The organism is Flavobacterium sp. KKT103 (assembly GCF_055640565.1).
In genome coordinates this window covers 2,808,101-2,833,513 of record NZ_CM145766.1, presented here as the reverse complement: position 1 = coordinate 2,833,513, position 25,413 = coordinate 2,808,101, and the positions used below count along the sequence as shown (strand labels likewise).

Below are 25,413 nucleotides of genomic sequence, written 5' to 3'. Positions count from 1 at the left end.
ATTATTCGGTTTTAATAAAGCTTTCGCTATCAATTAAATATTGTGCATTTTTAGCAATAGTATCCTCAACGGAAATTCCACTGATAATTTGAATAAAATCATCTATTTCAATTCCTGCTTTTATTGCAGTTGCTTTAAAGCCATTATTCTTTTTTATAAAAACTATTCTCTTGTTGCCAATACTCACTAATGCTTGTTTTTGCAGCCAAACCCCTTGTACTGAATTTGTTTTCACAATTCCTTGTAATCGCAGACCTATTGGGAATTTTAGTTTAATGTTGTTTAGGTATACCCTAATTCTATTGGATTTATCTGCTGGATTAAATTGAGTTTCAATAAAATTTATTTTTGCATCCATGAATTCATTTTTGTCTAATTCTGTAGCAATTTTGATAGCTTGATTGGTTTTGATTAGACTATTGTACCCTTGACTAACATTAAAGATACCCCATACTTTATCTGTATTTACTAATTTAAAAACGACTTCTCCCTTTTTTATGTAGTTACCTTCCTTTATATTTAATATTTCTGTATTATTACTTGTACTTTGCATCGTCGAATTGCTTGTATTATCCATTTTTTCTGTTCCTTGAATAATTCCAGAAGCTGGACTGTAAATTGAAACTTGAGGATTTACTTTTTTGGAGGAAGACAATGAATTTATCTGATTTTTAGTCATTCCATAAAGCAATAATTTTTGCTTTGAGGCTTTAATAATTGAGGTATTATCGGAATCATTGGAAACTAAATAAATAAAATTTTGCTGTTCTGTCAATAATTCAGGGCTGTATAAATCAAATAATTTCTGTCCTTTAGCTACTTTTTGGTACTTATAATTGACATACATTTTTTCTATTCTTCCACTTATTCGAGCAGCAATATTTACTGATGAATTTGGATCATAAGACACTATTCCAGGTAAGTCTACCTCACTGCTTAATGTCGTGTCTTTAGCTGTTGTAGTTTGATAATTCCCGACGATAAAATTATCAGTAGGTTTCAAAAGATTATCAATAGAATTGTCTTCCTCAGCTTGGCTTTCTGTTATTTTTTTTATCAAAGTCATTCCGCAAATAGGACAATTGCCAGGTTTGTCGCGAATAATTTGGGGATGCATAGAACAGGTGTATACTTCTTTTTGATGTAAATTCTCCAAGTGATTGTCTGATTTTATTGGAAAGAAATAGATAGCAAATCCTATACTAGAAATTACGATTAAAACCAAACTATATTTTAAATATTTATTCATAATTATTTGATTTCTAGTTGTTTTTCGATTTCTACTTGTGTGCTTAAAATATTTTGCAATTTATCCACAGCATCAATTTGTGCCATATTTAACGCTTCCCAAGCATCCAATACTACAAATAAATCTCCCGTATTATTCTGCCAAGCCAATATTGCAGTATCATAGTTTCGTTTTAAGGCAGGAATGATATTTTTTTCAGCAATATCATATTGTTTTTTTAGGTTTATCAATTCTGTATTCATACCCGAAATCATTCCTGCTGCTTCATTCAAAATCATTTGCTTTTGCCAGTTGAGACCTTCATTCTTGATTTTAAAACTGTTGATATTGGCTTTATTCATTTTTGTTGACCAAGGCATGGGAATAGTAATCATTCCCATTAAAGAGAATTGTTTTGGCTGTTCTCCAAAGGCAAACATATGGTCATATTTGACACCAAATTCTGGTAATAATTTTGCTTTTTCGGTTTCAATTTTTAATTGATTTAATACCATTGTTTTTTCAATAGCTTTAACATCACTTCGGTTTTGGGAAAGTGAGGTTGTATCTGCTTTTATGGTATCAAAATCATTTAATTTATAGGTTTCATCTATTTCAAACAAAGTGTTTTTATCTCTAGCCATCAAGGTATTTAGCATAATTCGCTTCTGGGAAATATCGTTTTGTAACATTACAATCATACTTTGTAATGCACCGTATTGCGATTTTGCTTTGTAATAGGTTGGCAATTTATCCATATTATACTGATAGCGTATTTCCATACTTTTTATCATATAGTCTAAGAGCAATAAATTATCATCCGCAATTTTTATTTTTTTATTTAATACCAGCCATTGGTAATAATTCGTTTTTGCCAGTGCCTTTAATTGATTAATTGTATAACCTTTATTCTCTTTTTCAACAGATGACATTGCATTCATGTAATTGAAATCAGACTTAAGTTTTCTAGCATTCGGTATCATTTGTGTAACACCAACCATGTAAGATCCCATACCAGGCCCCATTTCATCGGCTTTCCATAATTTACTATTGTAAGGCGTCATAAAAAAACCCGTTTCCACTTGCGGAGGCATCCAACTTTTTGCTCCTTTTGCTGCTGCATCCATACTTTGAATATCAGCATCATACATTTTTAGTTGTGGATTATTTGTTTTGATATTCGTCAAAACAGCATCCAACGAAAGTGTTTGCGCCGCCATATTAGCAGTACTTAAAATCAAACAGCTTATTGCGATATAACAGTTATTCTTTAACATCTATAAGTTCTATTTTGCCTTTTGTTTTTAATTCTCGAAGTTTTACCATCTCAAAAACTATAGGAGTTACTAATAATACATAAATTGTTGAGGTAATTGTACCCCCAATGAGTGGAACCGTAATTGGCAACATCACATCGGCTCCAGTTCCTGTTGCCCAAAGGATAGGGATTAATCCAAATAGGGAAACGGAAACGGTCATCAATTTTGGTCTTAATCTTTTGGCAGAACCGTCAATAATGTACTGTTTCAAAATTGCTTCTGTGATTGTTGCTGCACTGTTCCCGTGTTTTTCTACCATTTTGTTCATCGCTTCATTCAAATAAATAGTCATTAACATAGCGGTTTCGATTGCCATTCCAAACAATGCTATAAAACCAACTGCAACGGCTACGGATAAATTTATTCCATAAAAATAGACCATAAAAATTCCTCCAATCAAAGCAAACGGTACGGTTATCATTGTAATCAGTGCTTCTTTCATAGAATGATAGGTGAAGTACAGAATGAGGAAAATAATGATGACAACTATAGGTAAAATCATGCTTAATGTTTTATTGGCTCTGATTTGGTTTTCCCATTGTCCGCTCCACTCCACATAATAGCCTTTTGGCATTTTAGTGATCATTGCATTCAATTTTTTTTGCGCTTCTTTTACCGTACTTCCTAGATCACGCTCTCGCACATTAAACAGGACACTGCCTCGTAGCATTGCATTTTCGCTATTTATCATTGGAGGACCATCGCTTATTTTTACATCGGCAACGGCTTCTAATGGAATAGGACCAAACTCCATTGTTTGAACTTGGAGTTTTTTCAAGGCCTCAATACTATTTCTGTATTCTTGAGCATATCTTGCATTTACAGAAAATCGTTGCCTTCCCTCAATGGTTGTAGTAAGTTTCATTCCACCAATAGACGCTTCTACCACATTGTTTATATCATCTATTGTAAGTCCGTATCTGCCAATGGCCTCTCTTTTTGCCTCGATATCGATGTACTTTCCGCCAGTAATCGGTTCCGCATATAAATCTTTTACGCCAGAAGTACCTTCAAGGGCTTTTTTTATTTTTTGAGATAAAACATTGATAGTGTCTAAGCTTGCTCCGTAAATCTTTATTCCTACATCGGTTCTAATACCAGTAGAAAGCATGTTAATCCTATTAATGATGGGCTGTGTAAAACCATTCGTAACTCCTGGAATTTGAAGTTTATTATTTATTTCATTAACAATATCGGCTTTCGTTTTGTCTTCTCTCCATTCGTTTTGGGGTTTTAGTAAAACAATCGTTTCAATCATGCTTATTGGACTATTGTCGGTTGCTGTATTAGCACGTCCGGCTTTTCCTAAAACATGAGCCACTTCGGGTATCGATTTTATCAATTTGTCTTGCACTTGTAAAATTCTTTTCACCTCAGAATTGGATACGTCTGGCAATGTTACAGGCATAAAAAGTACGGAACCTTCGTCTAAAGGTGGCATAAATTCTGTGCCTAAACGGGTAAACATTAAAACACCAATCAGGAGCGCAATTATATTAATGCCTAATACTGTTTTCCTCCATTTTAAACAAAAAATTAAAATAGGAGTATAGATGCTTTCCAGTTTTTTGTTAATTGGATTTTTGTTTTCTGGACGAAGTTTGCCTTTGAGCAGAAAACTAATTAGAACAGGAGTAAGGGTAATGGCTAAAAAAGCATCTACTATAAGTATAAACGATTTTGTCCAAGCCAATGGGCTGAATAATTTACCTTCCATACCCGTGAGAAGAAATACAGGTAAAAAGGAAGCTATCACAATGAGTGTTGAATAAAAGACACCTGGACCAACTAATTTTGAAGACTTTTCTATAAGCTGTAACTTTTCTTCAGAAGATAAGGGGTCATGTTCTTTTTTGAATATATTTTTTATTTTATCTTTCATTTTATTTCTGAATTATTTTGATTACTCTCCATCTCTTCCTGTTTCTCCGAAATTGTCCTATACGCATTTTCCACCATTACAATTCCGTCATCGACGACAACACCTATAGCTAATGCAATTCCAGTTAATGACATAATATTAGATGATATCCCAAAGGCTTCAAGCAAAATAAAGCCAATAGCCACAGATATAGGTAATTGTATTAAGATAATTAAAGCACTTCGCCAATGAAAAAGAAAAAGTAGTATAACAATTGAAACAACAATCATTTCTTCTATTAAAGTACCTTTAACAGATGCGATTGCTTTTTCTATTAATTCACTTCGGTCATATGACGTTTTAAAAGTAACGCCTTCAGGCAATCCTTTTTCAACTTCTTTCATTTTTAATTTAACTGCCTTTATAACTTTATCTGCATTTTCACCATAACGCATGACTATAATTCCTCCTACAACTTCACCTGTTCCATTTTCGTCAAAAATTCCCAAACGTAAATCTCCACCCATTTGTATCGAACCAATGTCTTTTACCTTTACTGGAACTGAATTATAATTTTTAATGGCAATGTCTTCTACATCTTTTATGTTTTTTATGTACCCTAAACCTCTTACTATGTAAGACATATTACTCATCTCAAATTTTCGACCACCAACATCATTGTTATTTGCTTTGACTGCATTCATCACTTCCATCATACTCACATTGTAGTACTGCATTTTCAAGGGATCTAACACTAATTGGTACTGTTTTTCAAAACCCCCAAATGATGCTACTTCAGCCACGCCGGGAACCGTTTGTAATGCAAATTTCACGTACCAATCTTGTAAAGCTCTTTGTTCTCCCAAGTCCATACCGTTAGCCTTTAAATGATACCAAAAAACATGGCCAACTCCAGTACCATCTGGTCCTAATGTGGGCACTACATTTTGAGGCAATAATCGTTGGGCATAATTCAACCGTTCCAACACTCGAGTTCTTGCCCAATACACATCTACATTATCTTCAAAGATGATATATACGAAACTCATCCCAAACATAGATGCACCGCGGATATTTTTAACTTTTGGTATTCCTTGCAGGTTTGAAACCAAAGGGTACGTTATTTGAGCTTCTATAACCTGTGGACTTCTTCCCATCCATTCTGTAAATACAATAACTTGATTCTCGGACAAATCCGGAATGGCATCTATGGGGTTTTGTTGTACGCTATAAATACCCCAAGCTAATAAGCAGGCCGAAACGAGAAGGACAACAAATCTATTCTTTAACGAGAATGATATTAATTTTTCTACCATGACATTTAGTTTTCTAATGAAAGACTATCTTTTATTTTATTTATCCAATTGATTACTTCCTCTTTTTGAGCAGGTGTTACTATTGCATTTTTATGAAGTAACGTGTAAGACGCTAAGGGCATTTCATCAGACTTTATTTGTTTGATGATAGCTTCTAATTTGTTTTCTTGTTTTCGCTTGGAGTACTTTCCAAACTCATTAAAGTTCAAATCCTTCTTACCATCTTTAATGTGTTCCTCCATAAAAAACCGTGCTGGCTGAATGTAAGAATATAATGGATAATTAGTATTGTTACTGTGACAATCGTAGCAAGATGTCCGTAAAATAGTTTCAACATTTTTAGGAACATCGTACATTTTTGTGAAATTTGCAGTTAATTCCTGCTCATAACTTTCATTACGAGCAGGTTGATATAACTGCATCAACAAAAAAATAACAAACCCGATTATGAGTATTTTCTTGATGATTTTTTTCATTTTATAATTGTTTTTTCATAGAACCACAAGTAAGCATTTTCGAACCGTAGTATGGATTTTTTATTTCTTTGCTTTCACTTATCCAAATAGCCCCTTTTCCTTCATTATACATAGGACAAAAATCTTGATATAGTTTTTGTTTTGCTCCAAATATTTTTATCAAATCATTCACATCTTTACTCAACATCGCAAAATGTTCTCTTTGGTGGTCAATTTTCCCACCATTATCACCAATGTGTTCTGCCTGTTCTTTAGCATCATCAGAAATATCAATATATTCTGTTTTCAATTTTGGATCTATTGCATTGGTATTGACTTTATTGAAAGTTGCATATAATGCTTTACCCGCATTGGCTGCTCCTTTTGTATCGTCTTTTGTGAGTGCGTTTTTGAGTTTTAAATAGCCAGAGATTATTTCGCTTGTTGAAAATGTTGTTTGGGTAACCGATGTAGCTTCAGTATTAACTTCAACTGTTGTTGTATCATTATGACTATGACTACCATCAGTATGATCATGAGCTGCTTCATTTTGTACAACTGGTTCGGTTAATTCCATTCCACATTTTGAACATTTTTCACCTTTTTTTCCTGTAACCTCTGGGTGCATAGGACACGCGTATAATTGCGAGGTACTCTCTGTTGTTTCCGAATTAGTTGTTGCAGCTTCTTTATTTTTTTGATTACAAGAAACTAGTACAAATGCCATCGCTATGGCTGAAAGGATTAGATTTTTCATTTTATTATTTTTTTTAATTGATATTGTTGGTATTTGCAACATTTTTTGATGAATATTTTTTTGAAAACCCATTTTTATATAGAAATTAATTTTTTCGTTTTATAGGGTCATTAAAATCATTGCATCCTTATTATTGGTATCATGTGCATTGAATTAAACTAAAAGGAAATTTAAAATTTATGCGACTGGATTATTTTTTCTTACCCTCCGTTTTAGTCATTTCCATTCCACATTTAGGACATTCCCCCGGTTTGTCAGAAGTTGAGCCATCCATTGGACAAACATATTTTGTTACAATTTTAGTTTTAGGTTGACTGCCTTTTGTAGCGTGAGTATCTATCTTTTCGGTAATTTTTACCATTCCAGTTCCACATTTAGAACATTTCCCTTCGGTATCAGAAGTTGAGCCGTCCATTGGACAAACATATTTTGTTACAATTTTAGTTTTAGGTTGACTGCCTTTTGTAGCGTGAGTATCTATCTTTTCGGTAATTTTTACCATCCTAGTTCCACATTTAGAACATTTCCCTTCGGTATCAGAAGTTGAGCCGTCCATTGGACAAACATATTTTGTTACAATTTTAGTTTTAGGTTGACTGCCTTTTGTAGCGTGAGTATCTATTTTTTCAGTGGTTTTTACCATTGTCATTCCACATTTGCTACATTTTCCTTCTATTAAACTCACTTCTTCTGGATGCATTGGGCAAGTATAAGTTGTTTTTTGAGCTTCCTTTTGCGAAGATTTTGTAGCTTCTTGAGCTGATGCTACTGTGCTAACTGCTAAGAATACGCTTAGTACGATAATTAGATTTTTCATTTTTTACAGTTTTAATTAATTGTTTATAATATTAACACTGATCAATTGCAAGCCATTTTAATCGTTTATCAAATTTACATTTGATATTTTAGAAATTAATAGTTTACATTTTTATTACAACCCCATTTGGTTTTTTACCAACATTGATTGTTTTAGTAACGGTATGATTGGTAACATTTACAACAGAAACTGTATTTGCTGTTTGGTTGGTTACATAGGCAGTGTTTCCGTCCATAGTGAAAGAAATTGCGTGAGCACCAGCACCCGTATTAAAAGCGCCACCGTGGATCCACATCATCATACCAGCATCCCAAGTCCAATAATGTACTTTTCCATTCATTGGATCTGAAACCCATAATTCGCTTTTTGTTCCGTTGTGTGAGGCAATTCCGGGCATAAATCCTAAAATAATAGTTTGGTCAACGGCATTTGTAGCTACATTTATAACAGAAATAGATTGTCCGTCTTCGTTATCAACATACATTTTACCATCTGTACCAGTCCAAGCTCCAACAGGATTGTTACCAACTGTAACCGTTGCAACTACTGATTTTGATGCTACATTGATTACTGAAACGTTATCATCATCGCCATTAGCAACATAGGCTTTTGTCCCGTCCGAAGAGAAAGTTAATTCTGCAGGCATCATACCTACAGTAATTGTACTTTTCAACGCATAAGTTGTAGCGTCATACACCAATACTTTTCCGTTCATATCCATTTGAGGCACCCAAATTTCTGTACCATTTGGAGAATAAATAGTATTGTGGTTCATTACAGGTAAACCCATTTTTTTAACAATTGAACCAGTTGTTGCATCAATAACAACAAGTTTACCCGACATAGTTCCTGTCACTGCGTGTCCTGCGCTTAAATCCATTCCCGGAACTCCAATTGCAAGATGATTTGAATGTGAAGAAATATGGTGTGGCCACATTATCATATCTGTATCGGTTCCCATCAATGGAATAGTTCCTGTAACTTCATTAGTTGATAATTTGATTACTGAAATTGTTGCATCTTCACCATTGACAACATACGCTGCTGGATAATTAACGTTTAATGCTGCATTTGTCATATCCATATTATCATCTTTATTACAAGATGATAAAAGTATTGCTCCAATTATTGATGCGGTAAAAGATATATTCTTCATTTTTTAAAGTTTTAATTTTATTATTTTATTGTTTCTACTGTTTTACCACAACTCAACATTTGTGATCCGTAGTAAGGATTTTTAATTGTATTTTCTTTACTTAACCAATTGGCATCTTGCATCGGGCAATATTGATAATAAACCGGTTCAGTAAATTTTGAAACTTTTATCAACTCATACGTATTTTTAGATAATGATTTGAAAAGTTCTCTTTGCTTTTTGATATCCTGTGTTTCAGAAATATTTTTTGCATCAGCAGTTAAATCTTTATAAACTTTCATCCAAGTCATATGTACATCCATTTTCAATGTTTCCATTTTTACGACAGTGATTGCGGTTAATAAATCTTTTGACTTTGCAGAAGCCATTTTACTATCTGTTTTTACCAAGGCATCTTTCAATGAAAAATAATTATCGAAAACTGGTTTTAGTTGGTCTGTTCCTTGGTTTTCAGTCATTGTAGAATGGTCGTTCATTTCCATTTTAGTTTCTTCGGATTTTGTTTCCGTTTTTACTGCAACTTTTGCTTCACGATCGTATTGACAACATCCCGGAAGTTTTGAATATGCAGCATCTGGAGCAAGGAATTTTTCGCTATCATAACCCGCAAGTGCAATACGTTTTAAGATTTCATCTTGATTGGTTTTTTTAGCATCATAAGTAAGCGTAGCCATTTTGGTGTCTTTATTCCAATCAACATTCGCAATTTTCTTGAGACTTCCTGCTTTTTCTATGGTGGTTTCGCACATTCCACAATTCCCGAATATTTTTACGGTTTCAGTTTTAGCGTTTTTGATTTGCGCATTAGACACTGTGAATGATAGCAATAGAGTTATTGCCATCACTATTTTTTTTAGTGATTTCATTGTAAAATAATTTTAAATTGAATTAGTTAAACAAGAACAAAATGACAGCACAACAAAGCCAGCCTTTTGAAAATGAAATTAACTGAGAAAGTAAATGATTTAAAGCAATAATTGCTTTTGATTTGACACAATTATGGCTATCAAATTTAAAATTTAGCCTATTTTTGGTATAAGCCATAAAGAATTGAAACCAGAAGAAATGGAGGTTTCGTAATTGTAAAAATTTTGTTTTTCTGAAAAGAAATTAAAAATATTTTTATTAAAGTTCAATTCATTAATAGAAACAGATGTGTTGCAAGAAGAAGCACAACCACATTTAGAATGGCTGCATTTTCCTCCACAACCTTTATGATTTTTATTCTTCGAATGATTATCACCTTCGCAACAATCTTTTTTATCTGTTTTAGAAGAGATTTCTTTTTTGCAAGATTGTTTTTCTGAATTGTTTCCACACGCAAAAGTTACCATTGGTATCAAGAAGAAGCCAAGTACAACGATTAATAAAATGTGAAACTTTTTCATTTGTATAGAAAATCTAATATTGGACAAAGTTAGAGAAATAATCTTAATTTTCAATAAAGACTTGTTAAAAAAATTTCATCACTACTATTTTGTTTTGATTTATATTCTCATTAAAAGTATTATTAGGGAAGCAAATAGATGAAGACTAAACTACTTAAATCTTTGTTATGAGTGTTAATCTCATCTATGTAAAAATTTAAATCATATAAATGGATTAATTCCTCATTATTATCTGGTATTTGAGCCAGTTGATATAAATTTTAGTTTTTCAGGAAAACTATTATATCGAAATTTTGAGTTTTCTCATCATAATCTAAAGTTAGAAATTTGAATTCACTAGCTTTTAATGTAATTTCATGGAAGATATATGACTATTCAAATCCATCGATAATTTTATCAATTCTTTCCGTTTGTGGAATAAAAGCGATGAATTTCCAGTTCTTCAGTTGGGATACGTTATCAATTAACTGGTTTCATAATCAACAATTATATTTCTTTTAATTTGTAAAAATTACTAATCTACATGTTACAAGTGTTCAGTAAATTAAAAACGATCTTTTAGTCCTAAAAACAAAAATACTGATTATCAATTAATTAAACTGTTTTTATTTCAGCGGGGTGTCACTAAACATAATTGAAGAATCAATTATAATAGAACATTTACAAAAAAATTAACATTCGAGTCAGCTAATAAAATTGTAGATTTGTGCCCAGTATGACAAAAAAGTTCTACATATTGCTACTCGTTATGCTTGGTTTTCTTTTGGGACCAACGCTTACTTATGCGCATGGGACAAAAAAAGAAATGCCATGTTGTAAAAAAGAATTTACAGTAAAAGACTGTTGCAAGAAAAAAGATTCTAATAAGAAAGAACACAATTGCGATAATAGCTGTGTAGGTAATTCTTGTGGTTGCCCAACTGCTTACTGCGGTTATTCCTCGATACTTTCTTTCCAAACAGAAAATAATTCTCTTTTTAGTTTTTCAGAAAGGAAACAAAATTACTATTATTCAGAAATCTTTATTTCTTCAGATTTCCGTTCTATCTGGCTTCCACCTAAAATAAGCTAGATTCATTTCCTGACAGTTACAAATCTGTCTAATCCAAAGCCTGTTTTATGGCTTAAAAAATCATTAAATATTAATCCAATCAACGCTATTCATAGCTCTAAATACTATGGTTTCTGTCATGCTCTAGGATTAATTCATTCAAAATTATAAAAACAATGAACTCAATAAAAAAATTATTGATGGCAATGACTCTATTGCTATCAGTCACTTTCGCCAGCGCGCAAATAAAAAACAAAACAACTGAAACCGTAAAAATCAATGGTAATTGTGGCATGTGCAAAAAAACTATTGAAACGGCTGCAAACATTGATAAAGTTGCCAAAGTAAATTGGGACACGAACACCAAAACCGCTACAGTTACCTACGATACTAAGAAAACCAATCTTGATGCCATACTAAAACGTGTTGCAGATGCTGGATATGACAATGAAAAATTTAGTGCCCCAAATGCTGTTTACGATGAATTGCATGGATGTTGCCAATATGATAGAGAAGCAAGTCCTAAAAAAGCGGAGTAATCATAATCAATCATTTAAATTAAATTTCATGTTCAAAATAAAAAATATAATCACATTACTCTCCCTGATAGCAACTGTTTCTATAGCAAGTGCACAAATAAAAATAGGAGATTCTTTTCCAGATGTTCAGCTTCAAAACAATAAGAACGCTACAGTTAAACTAAATACTTTTAAAGGAAAAACAGTTTTGGTAGATTTTTGGGCATCATGGTGCGCACCTTGCCGAATGGCTAACAAAAAATTGGTAAAAATGTATGACCAATACAAAGGTCAGAATTTTGAAATTGTTGGAATTTCAATTGATATCGATAAATCAAAATGGTTAAAAGCCATTGAAAAAGACAAAATGAAACACCAGCAATTAATCGACCCGAAAGGTTTTGATGCCAAAACGGCTGTGGCTTTTGGAGTTGAAGCACTGCCTGAAACCTATCTTTTTGATGCATCAGGAAAACTGATTGCCATAAACCCAACCGAAGCACAAATAATTGCTCAAATCAAAAAAAACAAAAAATAAAATGAAAACATTACATATAAAATTCGTAGCCGCTACACTTTTAGTATTATTAACTGGTGTAAAATCATATTCTCAAATCACTAAAGCCGAAATAATGGCAACAGGATTAACTTGCTCTATGTGTTCTAATGCTATAAACAAACAGTTAAAATCCTTAACTCAAGTTGATAGTATTGGTACCGATTTAAACACCAATACCTTTACTGTTTACTTTAAGAAAAACAATACATTACAACCTAAAGTGTTGAAAAATGCGGTTGAGAAAGCTGGTTTTTTTGTAGGTTCTATGGTCTTGACCGCAAAGTTTGATACTCCAAAAATTGAAGATAATGCAACAGTAAAAATCGATGATGTTACGTATACTTTTATAGATACTAAAAACGCAGTAGCTGATACAGAAGCAAAATTCAGAGTTTTGGATAAAGGTTTTGTAACCCAAAAAGAGTATAAAAAACTAATTAAATCATATTCAAAATATCCTGGTTATGCCACGGAAAATGAAAATGATTATTATTTAAAAGCCTTATAAAAATGAAATATCTATCAATTGTTTTCTTATTACTTGTTTCATTCAAAATAGATGCACAGGAATTATTTGTAGTAACCGAACCCGCTAGTAATGTTCCGGCGGGTTCTATTGGGGTTCGGGTTGGTCAATCTCTTATGAAAAATCAACTGGAAAGTGGGTCTATGTATAATTTAACGCCCGAAGTTACTTGGGGAATAAATAAAAATATCATGGTTCGTACCTCAGCTTTTCTTAGTAACCAAGAAAATGGATTGGGACTTAAAGGTGGCGGTTTTTATGCTAAATACCGATTTTTTTCCGTAGATGATTTACAAAGTCATTTTAGGATGGCTGCCTTTGGACGATACAGTTATAATAACTCTTTTATTAATCAGGAAGCTATAGACTTAATGGGAGGAAACTCTGGTTACGAAGCTGGTCTGGTAGCTACTCAGTTAATCCATAAAGTTGCCATAAGTTCTTCTGTAAGTTACGCGCGGGCACTTAATAACAGTGATTATAGCTTTCCGGATTTTTTGGGTAACAGCGCAGTAAATTATACGTTCTCAGTAGGGAAATTAATGTATCCAAAAAATTATACAAGTTTTAAACAAACCAACATCAATGCGATGCTGGAATTTACTGGACAAACGATAACCGAAAACGGAAAATCATATCTGGATGTAGTTCCTTCGATTCAGTTTATCATTAACAGTCAGGCGAGAATTGACCTTGCATACAAAAAAGAATTGTATAGCTCGATGCAACGTGCCACATCTGATGGTGTTTTCTTAAAACTGGAATATACTTTTTTTAATGTGACCAAATAAATTACTTCGCCAAGATTTTAATTTAAATCTAAAGTTCATAAAATAAGTGTTTCGATGGCAAAAGACCATCGAAACACTTCCTATGGCTTATCGGGAAATGACACGTGTAAAATCAAATTATCACCAGAACAAATCGTTCTGATTAAACTTATAAAATGAAGAAAATCTTTTATTTATTACTCTTGGGCTTTGTTTTTGTCAAAGTCCAGGCACAGATTATAAATCCTGTGAAATGGGAACCTAGAATCGAGAAGAAATCCACCTCAGAATATGTACTTACTTTTAATGGTAATATCGAAGCAGGTTGGCACGTATATTCTCAATTTACACCTGAAGATGGTCCTCTTCCTGCCGAATTCATTTTTCATGATAACAAAAGCAATTATGAATTTATTGGAAAAGCAACCGAAAGTGAAACCAAACGAGAATTCAATGAAATCTTTGGTGTCGATGAAATCTTCTTTTCCGATAAAGTTACTTTTACCCAATTAATCAAACAGATTAATCCAGAAAAGGAAATTATACAAGTGGAGCTTTCTTACCAAGTTTGCAAGGAAAACTGTATTAGCGAAACAAAATACTTTGAGTTTAATCTTAAAACGCTTGAAGCAAAAGAAATCCAAGCTGCGGATATTGTAAATGAGAAAACTACTAAAACTGATGCGAATTCCACAATAGAAAAACAACCAGAATCGAAAGAATCTGATTCGAGTTTATATATGATTTTCTTTATCGCTTTCTTATCTGGTTTTGCAGCCTTGCTTACTCCTTGCGTATTTCCTATGATTCCCATGACGGTAAGTTTCTTTACAAAACAAAGCAAAAACAAAGCCAAAGGAATTAAAAATGCCATTATCTATGGTATTTCAATCGTCTTGATTTATGTATTTCTAGGAACTGTAATTACCTTAATTTTTGGTGCCGATGCACTAAATGCATTATCAACCAATGTATGGTTCAATGTTATTTTCTTTGTGTTATTGGTTGTATTTGCATTATCGTTTTTAGGCGCTTTCGAAATTATGTTACCTAATTCCTGGGCAAATAAAGTGGACCGTCAAGCAGATAAAGGTGGAATCTTAGGAATCGTTTTCATGGCGCTGGCTCTTGCAATAGTTTCCTTTTCTTGTACAGGACCAATTATCGGAACATTATTAGTCGAAGCAGCTTCCAAAGGTGGTATAGCACCAATTGTGGGGATGTTAGGTTTTTCTTTTGCTTTAGCATTACCCTTTATGTTATTTGCCATGTTCCCAGGTTGGTTAAATACATTACCAAAATCTGGCGGATGGTTAAATACAGTAAAAGTATTTTTAGGTTTTATAGAATTAGCTTTAGCATTTAAATTCTTGTCTAATGCCGATTTAGTATTGCAATTGCACTGGTTTGAAAGAGAAATATTTTTATCCATTTGGATTGCTATATTTGGAACTTTGGCATTCTACTTATTCGGAAAAATAACCTTGCCACATGATTCTCCTTCGTCTTCAATTTCAGTAGGAAGATTATCTGTTGGACTAGTGGTATTGGTATTTGCAATATATCTTATTCCGGGTTTATGGGGTGCTCCATTAAAATTAATAAGTGGCTTTCCTCCACCTATGACCTATAGTGAATCTCCATACGGTGTAGGCGGCTCAAACAGAGAATCTACATCAGCAATAGTATTACCAGACGGAGCACATAAAGGACCACATGATATTATGGCTTTTACCGATTATGAAAAAGGATTGGCTTATGCCAAAAGTGTAAACAAACCTATTCTCTTGGATTTTACAGGATTTGCTTGTGTAAATTGCCGAAAAATGGAAGATTATGTTTGGTCGGATCCTCGCATTTTATCTATTTTAAATAATGAAGTAGTTCTTATTTCACTATATGTTGATGACAAAAGAGAATTGCCTATCGAGGAACAATATGTCTCTAAAGAAACTGGCAAAAAGATAAAATCAATAGGAAACAAATGGAGTGATTTCCAAATCACTCGTTATAAGGCAAACGCTCAGCCGTATTATATCATATTGGATACAAAAGAGAAAAGTTTAAACCAACCAGTTGGATATATGCCAGACATTACTGAATATGAACAATGGCTGAAATATGGCATTAAACAGTTTCAAAAATAGAAAAAAGCTGTCTAAAAATGATTTGGACAGCTTTTTTTATAACGCAATATTTTTAGGGTTAAAAATAATAACTTTTAAAATACTTTGATTTTATTGGGTAATGGTTCTAGTCTCTAATGAGAAAAAATCTTGTAGTGTAGATGGTTCTTGTTGTGCAGGAGGAAAAGCACCTCCAAAAAAATCATAAATATTTTAAAGAGCGTCCCTATTAATGGACGCTTCTTATTAATATCAGATTTAAAACTTCATTCGCTGTATTCTAACTGCATTCAAAATAGCTAATAAAGCCACACCAACATCTGCAAAAACGGCTTCCCACATTGTAGCTAAACCTCCTGCACCAAGAACCAAAACAACTGCTTTTACAGCGAATGCTAATCCAATGTTCTGATACACTATTTGTTTTGTTTTTTTACCAATATTTATAGCTGTAAAAATTTTTGTAGGCTGGTCATTTTGAATAACAATATCTGCAGTTTCAATAGTGGCATCGCTTCCTAAACCACCCATTGCAATTCCGGCATCGGCAAGGGCAACTACTGGTGCATCGTTTACACCATCACCCACAAAAGCAATTTTTAGGTTTTGTGATTTAAGTTCCTCTACTTTTTCTACTTTGTTTTCAGGTAACAAATCGCCATAGGCTTGATCGATATTTAATTCTTTTGCAACAGCATCTGCAACGGCTTGTTTATCTCCCGAAAGCATTACGGTTTTGATGTTTATTTTATGCAAACTTTCGATAGCTGTTTTTGCATCTTCTTTTATTTCGTCAGCAATTAGAAAGTATCCTGCATATTTTTGATTGATGGCAATAACTATTATTGTAAATGGTGTGTTGTCGATTTCAGCATCGTAACTGATATTGAATTTCTTCATTAATTTTACATTTCCTGCCAATATTTCTTTTCCTTCTACATTACCTTTCAATCCGTGTCCTGCAATTTCTTCGACATCGGTAACGGTTACCTCTTTTTCTGAACCTTTGGCATATTCAATGATAGCAGTTCCTACCGGATGTGTGGATTTGGTTTCTAATGCTGCTGTGAATTTTATTAAATCAGCTTCAGGAATATCAACGGCTACCACTTTTTGAACTTTAAAAACGCCTTTGGTCAGCGTTCCGGTTTTGTCCATAACTACTGTTTGAATAGATGCCATTATATCTAGAAAATTCGAGCCTTTTACTAAAATTCCATTTTTACTTGCTGCACCAATACCTCCAAAATATCCCAAAGGAATAGAAATTACTAACGCACACGGACAGGAAATTACCAAGAAAACTAAAGCTCGGTACAACCAATCGTTGAAGATATAATTTTCGATGAATACCATTGGAACTAAACAAATACAGATTGCCAAAAACACAACTATTGGGGTGTATATTTTAGCAAATTTTCGAATAAATAGTTCGGTAGGTGCTTTTTTAGCCGTGGCATCTTGCACCATCTCAAGGATTTTTGACAACTTACTATCGGTGTAAGCCGTTGTCACTTCGACTTGAACAACTGTATTCAGGTTAATCATTCCTGCAAGAACGGTTTCTCCTTTTTGTTTTGTATCTGGTTTGCTTTCTCCTGTTAATGCTGCTGTGTTTAAGGAAGCATTATCTGAAAGTAATTTTCCGTCGAGTGCTAATTTTTCTCCTGGGCGTAATTGGATTATTTCTCCAATGACAATTTCAGCTGCTTTTTTATCAATAGTATTGCCCTCTTTGATAACTGTAGCGGTATCTGGTCTTTGATCCAACAATAATTTGATGTTGTTTTTTGCTCTTTGAACTGCCAGTGTTTGAAATACTTCGCCAACGGCATAAAATAGCATTACGGCAACACCTTCGGGATATTCACCAATAGCGAATGCTCCGATTGTAGCAATACTCATTAATAGGAATTCTGAAAAGATTTCGCCTTTACGTATGCTTTCAAAAGCTTCTTTTATTACCGGAAAACCAACAGGAGCATAAGCTACTACATACCAAGAAATACGGACCCAGCCAGTGAACCAAGTTTGTGGAAAATAATTATCAAAACCAATAGCAATGAGTAATAGCACAAAACTTATAACTGCTGGCAAGAACATTTGAAACGTCGTTTGATTACCGCCTGAATGGTCGTGTCCGTCATCATCCGAATGCTCATCGTGATTGTGCTGGTCCTTTACTATTTTTTTAGCCTTTGTATCATCGTGTTCGTTGCTACAACAGCTTTCTTTTTTAGTTTTCTTTTTTACCTGCTTATCTGCCATTTTATTTATTTTTTCTTCTTGTGAACAGCAAGTCATTTTACCTTGAGCATCATAAGTGTGCTTGTGTTTTGGATCTGTATTTTTCATTTTTTAATCATTTTAAATTAATTAAGAATATTTTATTTAATCATTTTCGTTTTCCTTACCGTGTTTTATTATCATATTTTGCTTCCATTTTATATACCATTTTTGATGGTGTAATGAAAGTAGAAAATACAATGCGCAAGCACCTATTATAGCTATAATAAACATATCTAATCCTACCGCAACACCAACTGCTGATGTACACCATACGGTTGCTGCTGTTGTTAATCCGTGTGATGTTCCTGCAGTAGAATTGCGATAAATAATTCCAGCACCTAGAAAACCAACGCCTGTTACAATATTTGCAATTACTCTTGAAGTATCCGCTGGGTTATTTACCAAATGGGCTGTAATAGCTGTAAACAAAGTTGCGCCAATACATACGGCTGCATACGTTCTTATTCCTGCATCTTGACAGTGTTTTTCTCTATCTAAACCAATAAATCCTCCTAATAAAAAGGAGACAATCAGTTTGGAAACAATAATTAATTCTGCATTTATATCCATAATTTATATATTACATTATATAAAACGATTTTGGCTTTTCTACAATTGGTAAATCTGTATCGCCTATCAATTCTTTAATATTTATTTCTATTGTTATTGCAAGACTTGTCATTGGAATGTCGGTTGTTACATTTTCGAACGGATCTTGTAATATAATTGCCGTTCGTTCTATGGCTATAAATATTATAGGTATCAAAGCTGTTAAAAATATTTCTACTAAAACATATTTATCATCTAACCCAAATGGTAAAAGCGTGGCAAAAACATAAATAAAAAAATGTACCAATAAGCTGTATGATTTTGGAAAAACGGTGTTTTTAATACGTTCGCATTTTCCCATAGAGTCGCACAAGCGACTTAAAGTACTGTCAATCTGTATTTGCTTGAAATCGCTAATTTCTAGTTTAGATAGTGCTTCACTATGTTGATTAATTATTGCATTTGGGATGTTGTTTTTTGATAATTTATGTTCTTTAACATAGTCGTATACTTTTTTTGAATACGATAATTTTCGCAACGATTCTCCTAAAACATAACACCAAATTATTTGACGGTACGCAAAATCCTGCACAATTTTAGTGTCTTTTTCTGGTAAAAATTGCTTTACTTGACGTATTAAAGTTCTTGAATCGTTTACTATTGCACCCCAAATTATTCTTGCTTCCCACCATCTTTCATAAGCTTGGGCTGTTCTAAAAGCCAGTAATAATGATAATGCAGTTCCGATTATGGCACTCATAGCAATTGGTATTTCTATTTTTGACAGAAAACCGTACTGGTCAGCAATTCCTACTACTATAGCATAGATTAGAATGGCAGTTATGTCAAATTTTATTTGTTTCAAAAATGTGAATATTGATATTCTTTTATTTAATAGCATAAATTAATTTTTTAATTATTTAGACAAAATCCATCTAGAACAAAAACATAATCATTTATAATTAATTACTTTGTTTCATCTTACCATTTTTGAATCGTTCACTCGCAGTTTGGTAATAAGAAACAGTTAATTTTTCTAAATCAATTAAATTTTTATTTTCTATTTTTTTCATTATTTTCTTTTCTGCATCCCATATATAATTATTTACTTTTTTTCGGTCATTTATTTCTGTAAAATATTTATTCTTTAATAATCCTAATGTTCTATAATTTCCAATTAAAGCTCTTTCTTCATTAGGTTTCATTATATTAATATCTTTGCCATAAAGTTCTGTTTGATAATTCCAATTCAAATATCCAAATACTGTTGGCATTAGGTCAATTTGCGATACAAGTTTATTGATTTTTTGTTTTTGATTATTCAAATTGTAAATCATTGCTGGAATATGATGATTTTCAATATTTATTTCCCATTTACCAGCACTATTGGCACAATGGTCAGCAACAATTACAAAAATTGTATTTGAAAACCAAGGTTTTGTTTTCACTTTTTTGATATATTGTCCTAAAGCAAAATCAGTATATTTTACTGCACTTTCTCTACTTCCTTGTACCATATTTATTCTTCCATTAGGAAATGAATAGGGTTTATGGTTAGATGTTGTCATTATAAATTGAAAAAAAGGTTTGTTTTTTTTTGAATTTATATTGGCATATTTTATAGATTGAGTATAACTATCTTCATCACAAATTCCCCAAGCATTTTCAAATGTTACTTCGTTGTCTTCTATTGCAAATCGTTTTGTTTTAATATTATCAGATAGCGGATTTCCTCTGTTTCTATCTATTATATTAAACCCTTGACCGCCAAAAAAAGTGTTCATATTATCAAAATAGCCATCGCCTCCATATATAAAACTTAAATCATAATTTTTCTTTTTTAATATCGTAGCTATTGAAAATATACTTTCATTATTTGGTCTTCTTACAATACTGTTTCCTGGTGTTGGTGGAACGCAGAGAGTGAGTGCTTCCATACCTCGAACAGTTCTTGTACCTGTAGCATACATATTAGTAAAGAATATGCTGTTTTTTGCTAATGCTTCATAATTAGGTGTTAGATTTTGTTGGTTTCCAAATTGTTTTAAAAAATCGGCACTAAAACTTTCAATAGCAATTAAAACTATGTTAGGGGCTTGTTCTTTTGAGCCACTTACGTTTCTTGTAATCGCATCTTTTTCTTGATTTGTAAATTCTTGATTGTTTTGAAGCAATTCCTTTTTTACTATTTTATATGCTTCTTTGTTAGGCAATGTTTTATAAAATGTTGTATAATCTAACTCGTTTGAATGCAATGCTGAAAAAAAAGAGAAAACACCATTTTTGCTTAATTCATTTTCATAATTATTGATGCTCCATTCTGCAAGTTTATTTTTTGCAAAAAAAGCGAAAAGTAATGTTACTAGTAATAAAGGTAAAACATTAAAAAGCCTTTCTTTAAATTTTGGTTTTTCTGTGAATGTTTCCCTAAAAACATTTTTCTTCTTATAAATGACATATATAATGAAGATTAAAGTAAATAGAACCAAAATTATTAATGGGATTGGATAGGATTGATTTATATTTTCAAAAACTTCGTAAGTATATATTAAATAATCAACAGCAATAAAGTTAAACCTTGTATTGAATTCCTCCCAAAATGGAAATTCCGCAACAAAAGAAAAAATACTAATGAATAGTAAAATACCCATTAAAAAATAAGTAATTACCTTATCAAGTATGCCACCGACAAGTTTTGAAGGTAAAGCAAGTAGATATGAATAATAAATTGTAGAAAAAAACAAAGCTACTGATAGGTCAAAGAAAAATCCTAAACTGAAAATTTTGATAATTGAAATAAGAGAAAAATCAATATCATCAAATGATAAAGCATAAAGGGAAATTCTTATCCCGAAAGAAATCAGAACATAAGTTGATATAAATGAATATAGTAATGAAAATCGTTTGTTAAATATATTTTTCATTTTTTTAAATTGTATTTTTAGTTATGAGAATCCAGAGACCATTTCTCCTTCATCTTTTATTAAAAGAAATGTACTTCCTAAAAGCATTGCCTAATCGGTTCTACTGCCTTGAAATAGTTTTCAAAATCATCAATGATACTGGCAGTTTGGGATAGGTTTAAGTTTTTTAAAGACTTCATTGCAGATGTTGGGTATTTCTTTCGTTTTAGAATGTTTGTAACCTTTTTATTTTTACTATATATAAAACATAAGTATTTGATTTTAAATAAAAAGAACTATTTATTCCCAAAGTTGTGGGATTTTTTTCCTCTGTTTTTTATTAACCCATTTATTCAATTTATAGGAAAGATAAGCTGATCCGCTTCCTATGATTGCGCCAGCTAACACGTCACTTGGATAATGAACACCCAATACCATACGAGAATAGCTTACTGCACTTGCCCACGCAAACGAAGGAGCAATAATGTACCATTTTGGATACGCCATACTCAAGGAAGTGGCAGTTGCAAAAGCTAAAGAAGCGTGCCCTGATGGGAAAGAAGGTCCGGTTGCTGTTGTAACTTGCTCAATATCTGGATAAGTTACAAATGGTCGTTCTCTATTTACTGTTTTTTTTAAAGCAAATGTTATAAATCCTGAAGCCAAAAAGGCTTCTCCAATAAAAATAGCTTTCTTTTTGACTGTACTATCTTTCATTATCAATCCGACAGAGTACATAATAATTGGAGTTCCAATACTTACAGGAGCTAGACTATTTGTAATTCCTTTTGATGCTGGATCCAGTGATTTGTTCCTATTATGATTTATGTTTCTTAAAACATCAATGTCTAAATTCTGGGCATTTGCAAAGTTTATGCAAAAAAACAACACCGCTAAATTGGTTATTTGTAACAAATTTATTTTGTTTTTCATTCTTCTGTCTTTTTAATCAAAATTTTTATAATGCAAATGGATACAGAAAACAATACTCATTTATGTTCTACTTTTTAATGCTTGTGCTCTAGATCGTGCGAACAGCCGTTTTATTTATCTTCGGCAGACATTTCTTTCGCTTTAGCGTTTATGAACATCATCAGAATGATTTTCTGAATCATTGTGAATAGAACAACCTGATTGTTTGTTTGGTGATTTATTTTTTCTTCCTGTCTGCACCAAAGCTGTTTACTGTTTGCATCATATTTGTGTTGGTGTTTCTTTTTTAGTTATTTATGATTATGTTCTAAATGGTTTTTATTTTCTTCGTGTTCAATTTTTATTAATGACATTTTGCAAACAGGACATTTTCCAGAAATGTCATAAAATTTCCCTTTTTCACATTTCATAGGGCATTCGTAGACTATCTTATGGGCTTCTGCCTTTTTGTGAATATGAACCTTTTGTACTTTTTTCTCTTCTTTACAGGAAAAAACAATCGTCATTATTGCAATATTTATAATTCCTAGTATGATTAATTTTTTCATCAAATTAGATTTAAAATGTTTCTTAAATTATATAAAAGAGAGTGCAAATAGGAATTATTTAAAACCCTAATTTGATCCTTCGTTAATGTTATTATGAAAAAATGGTAGCCATTCCAAGCAAACCTGAAAGCATTAATACACACTTCCAACAATTGAGTCTTTTGTTCATTTTCTAAATTTTTTATATTAAATAGTTATTTAAAACTGGCAATACTATTAATAGTCAGTGCCACAATAATTGTATTGAACGCAAATGAAATTAGACTGTGCAACAAAACAAATCTTCTGATAACCTTTGAGCTTACTTGGACATCTGAAACTTGAAATGTCATACCAATTACGAATGAGAAATAGGCGAAATCAATATAATCAGGCTCCTCCTTACAAGGAAATTTGATACCTCCAACATTACTACCCGTTTTTAATTGATTATGGTCGTGATATAAGTGTGCATACCGAATTGTAAAAATTGTATGAAGCAATGTCCACGACACTAAAATGGGCGATAATGAAACGATTGCATCAAATATTCTGTTAAAGGACGATTCTTCTGTACCTTTTAAAAGAAGTAAAGTACCAAACAAACTAACACAAACAGCAATGAGCACTATCGTAAAAATCACTTTAAGTCCATCATCCTGACGATCTACCACCTCACATAGATCTTTATTTGTGGTAGTAAAAAACAATGCCCAGCTAAATATAATTAGAGAAAGACAAAAGATATCCCAGGATAAAATTATCCTGTTTTTAATATCAATTTTAAAAAACAGTAAAATGAAATACAACAATAATGATAAGGTAAGACAAATTATTATCTTTTTTATTCCGCTAGTATTTCGCAGAAAACTATATTTTGTTGTTTTCATATTCAGCAATTAATGATTTTTCTAATATTATTTTGGGGGCATAGTCTTCATCAATTAATTTACTATCACAACCGCCAATACAAATAATACTAGCGGTTTTAGATAGTCTTAAATTTTCTAATTGCCCATAACGTTTTAGGATATTTTTTATCACACTTCGTTCGATTCGAGCTATTGTTGTGAATAAAATTTACTAATGCTTCTTAAACTACTTATTAATGTGTATGCTCACCGCCACCTTTCATAGCAGACAGTAAATAAAAAGCTCCTTTAATTACAATTTTTGCATCGGCAGGAATTGCTTCAACAAATTTCACTTCGGTATACCCTAAATCTGTTGTTCCTGGTACAACTTCTATTGCTTTGAAATGTACTTCGTTGTGTCCTTCTTCCTCGCCAACAGCTTCTTCAGAATGTGCTTCGCCTTCTTTGTGTTCGTGAGCTTCTGCTTTTTTACCTGTGGCTTTTTCTTCGTGTTCTTCTTGGATATAGACAAAGTATTTATCTCCATTTTTTACAACAGCATCTTTGGGTAGGGCAGGGACGGTTGCATTTTTAATATTGATATTGGCAGAAACATACATTCCAGAAATTAAATCTTTGGAATCAGCTGGATTAATTTTGGCGTGAACAGCAACGGTTTTGCTTTCATTTGAAAAGGATTTATTGATACCAAATATTTTTCCTTTAATGGATTTGTTTCCTTGATTAGTCAAAATAAAGTCTATCGTTTGCCCCACAGAAATTGATTCCAAATCTTTTTCATAAACGTTTAAGTCCAAGTGCATCTGGCTATTATCCACGACTTCAAAAAGGGTTATTCCTGTTTCGGCAAATGCTCCTTTGGCAATGCTGATTTTTCCAACATAACCGGATATTGGTGAAACTATCGGTACCAAACTTGATCCGCTTGTACTCATATTCAGGGCTTGCAATTTGTTTTTTGCAGCTTTTGCTCTGGCTCTTTCAACAGCTAGTTTTGATTTTACTTCCTGAAGTACTTTTCTAGGGTTTACATTTTCATCAGTTAATGTCTTCTGGCGATTGTATTCTAATTGCAGGTATTCAATATTGGCAACAGCCGAATTATAATCTTCCTGCATTCCAACTACTTCTAAATTTTGAATAGTTGCCAGTACTTTTCCTTTGTTTACATACGTGCCTTCTAAAACAAAAATATCCTTAACCGTTCCTCCAATTAAGGTTGAAATGTTAGCCATATTTTGTGGTGGAACTGTCGTATATCCATTGGCTTTAATCACTAAATTAAGATTCCTGTTTTCTACAGAACCTGTTTGAATACCAACTGTTTTGAATTGTAAGGCTGTTAATGCTACTTCGTTTTCTGATTTTTCTTCTTCGTGACCTGCTTCTTCTGTTTTCTTTTCTCCACAAGAGGTGAGAAGTAGTAAGAATAAAGTATTAAGTATTAAGAAAATTTTGAATTTTGAATTTATATTTTTCATTTTGAGAAA

The 25,413-nt window shown here is 32.5% G+C and carries 24 protein-coding genes; 5 read left to right on the top strand and 19 right to left on the bottom strand.

All coding sequences use genetic code 11. The features are described 5' to 3' along the window. Position 1: 1 nt before the first annotated feature. The 10 genes from ACZ2G0_RS12140 to ACZ2G0_RS12095 all read right to left on the bottom strand — a co-directional run bounded on the left by ACZ2G0_RS12140 (position 2) and on the right by ACZ2G0_RS12095 (position 10,297). On the bottom strand, positions 2 to 1,249 hold the full coding sequence (locus ACZ2G0_RS12140; RefSeq protein ID WP_099715375.1) for a heavy metal-binding domain-containing protein: 1,248 nt from the start codon (positions 1,247 to 1,249) through the stop codon (positions 2 to 4). Positions 1,250 to 1,251: 2 nt separating this feature from the next. Next, complete coding sequence (locus tag ACZ2G0_RS12135) at positions 1,252 to 2,505, bottom strand: TolC family protein (RefSeq protein WP_470307822.1); 1,254 nt, start codon at positions 2,503 to 2,505, stop codon at positions 1,252 to 1,254. After that, positions 2,492 to 4,429 (bottom strand): efflux RND transporter permease subunit, encoded by a 1,938-nt coding sequence (locus ACZ2G0_RS12130; RefSeq protein WP_131910594.1) that lies wholly within the window; start codon positions 4,427 to 4,429, stop codon positions 2,492 to 2,494. The genes ACZ2G0_RS12135 and ACZ2G0_RS12130 overlap by 14 nt, the downstream gene beginning before the upstream one ends. Next, a complete protein-coding gene (locus ACZ2G0_RS12125) occupies positions 4,426 to 5,724 on the bottom strand; it encodes an efflux RND transporter permease subunit (protein ID WP_131910595.1) in 1,299 nt (432 codons plus the stop codon). The genes ACZ2G0_RS12130 and ACZ2G0_RS12125 overlap by 4 nt, the downstream gene beginning before the upstream one ends. A 5-nt stretch (positions 5,725 to 5,729) precedes the next feature. Further along, the gene (locus ACZ2G0_RS12120) at positions 5,730 to 6,200 is read right to left on the bottom strand and encodes a heme-binding domain-containing protein (RefSeq protein ID WP_131910596.1); all 471 of its coding nucleotides are present in this window, start codon (positions 6,198 to 6,200) and stop codon (positions 5,730 to 5,732) included. 1 nt (position 6,201) lies between these two features. Beyond that, positions 6,202 to 6,936, bottom strand: coding sequence for a DUF3347 domain-containing protein (locus ACZ2G0_RS12115; protein WP_086453000.1), 735 nt, complete (start codon positions 6,934 to 6,936; stop codon positions 6,202 to 6,204). Positions 6,937 to 7,126: 190 nt separating this feature from the next. After that, positions 7,127 to 7,753 (bottom strand): heavy metal-binding domain-containing protein, encoded by a 627-nt coding sequence (locus tag ACZ2G0_RS12110; RefSeq protein ID WP_086452986.1) that lies wholly within the window; start codon positions 7,751 to 7,753, stop codon positions 7,127 to 7,129. A 103-nt stretch (positions 7,754 to 7,856) separates the two neighbouring features. Continuing rightward, the gene (locus ACZ2G0_RS12105; protein ID WP_086452987.1) at positions 7,857 to 8,909 is read right to left on the bottom strand and encodes a YncE family protein; all 1,053 of its coding nucleotides are present in this window, start codon (positions 8,907 to 8,909) and stop codon (positions 7,857 to 7,859) included. A gap of 20 nt (positions 8,910 to 8,929) precedes the next feature. Continuing rightward, on the bottom strand, positions 8,930 to 9,775 hold the full coding sequence (locus ACZ2G0_RS12100) for a DUF3347 domain-containing protein (RefSeq protein ID WP_086452988.1): 846 nt from the start codon (positions 9,773 to 9,775) through the stop codon (positions 8,930 to 8,932). A 153-nt stretch (positions 9,776 to 9,928) separates the two neighbouring features. Beyond that, on the bottom strand, positions 9,929 to 10,297 hold the full coding sequence (locus ACZ2G0_RS12095; RefSeq protein ID WP_470307821.1) for a hypothetical protein: 369 nt from the start codon (positions 10,295 to 10,297) through the stop codon (positions 9,929 to 9,931). A 1,227-nt stretch (positions 10,298 to 11,524) separates the two neighbouring features. On the opposite strand from ACZ2G0_RS12095, the gene ACZ2G0_RS12090 reads away from it, so the two are divergent. The 5 genes from ACZ2G0_RS12090 to ACZ2G0_RS12070 all read left to right on the top strand — a co-directional run bounded on the left by ACZ2G0_RS12090 (position 11,525) and on the right by ACZ2G0_RS12070 (position 15,868). Further along, positions 11,525 to 11,887, top strand: a complete 363-nt coding sequence (locus ACZ2G0_RS12090) for a heavy-metal-associated domain-containing protein (RefSeq protein ID WP_086452991.1) — start codon at positions 11,525 to 11,527, stop codon at positions 11,885 to 11,887. Between the two features lie 28 nt (positions 11,888 to 11,915). Next, positions 11,916 to 12,404, top strand: a complete 489-nt coding sequence (locus ACZ2G0_RS12085) for a TlpA family protein disulfide reductase (RefSeq protein ID WP_113634453.1) — start codon at positions 11,916 to 11,918, stop codon at positions 12,402 to 12,404. A gap of 1 nt (position 12,405) precedes the next feature. After that, complete coding sequence (locus tag ACZ2G0_RS12080; RefSeq protein ID WP_225876014.1) at positions 12,406 to 12,933, top strand: heavy-metal-associated domain-containing protein; 528 nt, start codon at positions 12,406 to 12,408, stop codon at positions 12,931 to 12,933. Positions 12,934 to 12,935: 2 nt separating this feature from the next. Further along, positions 12,936 to 13,742 (top strand): hypothetical protein, encoded by an 807-nt coding sequence (locus tag ACZ2G0_RS12075; protein ID WP_113634451.1) that lies wholly within the window; start codon positions 12,936 to 12,938, stop codon positions 13,740 to 13,742. Positions 13,743 to 13,897: 155 nt separating this feature from the next. Next, positions 13,898 to 15,868: a protein-disulfide reductase DsbD family protein gene (locus ACZ2G0_RS12070; protein ID WP_470307820.1), complete on the top strand. Its 1,971-nt coding sequence runs from the start codon at positions 13,898 to 13,900 to the stop codon at positions 15,866 to 15,868. Between the two features lie 237 nt (positions 15,869 to 16,105). Here ACZ2G0_RS12070 and ACZ2G0_RS12065 read toward each other — a convergent pair whose 3' ends face one another. The 9 genes from ACZ2G0_RS12065 to ACZ2G0_RS12025 form a co-directional block, all read right to left on the bottom strand. Further along, a complete protein-coding gene (locus ACZ2G0_RS12065) occupies positions 16,106 to 18,202 on the bottom strand; it encodes a heavy metal translocating P-type ATPase (RefSeq protein WP_417982900.1) in 2,097 nt (698 codons plus the stop codon). Positions 18,203 to 18,238: 36 nt separating this feature from the next. After that, positions 18,239 to 18,706 carry an MgtC/SapB family protein gene (locus tag ACZ2G0_RS12060; RefSeq protein WP_086452997.1) on the bottom strand — a complete coding sequence of 156 codons (468 nt, stop codon included), beginning with the start codon at positions 18,704 to 18,706 and terminating at the stop codon, positions 18,239 to 18,241. Between the two features lie 10 nt (positions 18,707 to 18,716). Beyond that, a complete protein-coding gene (locus ACZ2G0_RS12055) occupies positions 18,717 to 19,586 on the bottom strand; it encodes a bestrophin family protein (RefSeq protein WP_131910601.1) in 870 nt (289 codons plus the stop codon). A gap of 61 nt (positions 19,587 to 19,647) precedes the next feature. Beyond that, a complete protein-coding gene (locus ACZ2G0_RS12050) occupies positions 19,648 to 21,609 on the bottom strand; it encodes an LTA synthase family protein (RefSeq protein ID WP_131910602.1) in 1,962 nt (653 codons plus the stop codon). Positions 21,610 to 21,888: 279 nt separating this feature from the next. Beyond that, positions 21,889 to 22,521: a phosphatase PAP2 family protein gene (locus tag ACZ2G0_RS12045; RefSeq protein WP_086455356.1), complete on the bottom strand. Its 633-nt coding sequence runs from the start codon at positions 22,519 to 22,521 to the stop codon at positions 21,889 to 21,891. Between the two features lie 290 nt (positions 22,522 to 22,811). Then, complete coding sequence (locus ACZ2G0_RS12040; RefSeq protein WP_024981664.1) at positions 22,812 to 23,069, bottom strand: heavy metal-binding domain-containing protein; 258 nt, start codon at positions 23,067 to 23,069, stop codon at positions 22,812 to 22,814. A 194-nt stretch (positions 23,070 to 23,263) separates the two neighbouring features. After that, positions 23,264 to 23,938: a DUF1345 domain-containing protein gene (locus ACZ2G0_RS12035; protein WP_086454894.1), complete on the bottom strand. Its 675-nt coding sequence runs from the start codon at positions 23,936 to 23,938 to the stop codon at positions 23,264 to 23,266. Then, the gene (locus tag ACZ2G0_RS12030; protein ID WP_165930050.1) at positions 23,919 to 24,092 is read right to left on the bottom strand and encodes a hypothetical protein; all 174 of its coding nucleotides are present in this window, start codon (positions 24,090 to 24,092) and stop codon (positions 23,919 to 23,921) included. Before ACZ2G0_RS12030 ends, ACZ2G0_RS12035 begins: the two co-directional genes overlap by 20 nt. 61 nt (positions 24,093 to 24,153) lie before the next feature. After that, a complete protein-coding gene (locus ACZ2G0_RS12025) occupies positions 24,154 to 25,404 on the bottom strand; it encodes an efflux RND transporter periplasmic adaptor subunit (RefSeq protein ID WP_024981662.1) in 1,251 nt (416 codons plus the stop codon). Positions 25,405 to 25,413: the final 9 nt, after the last annotated feature.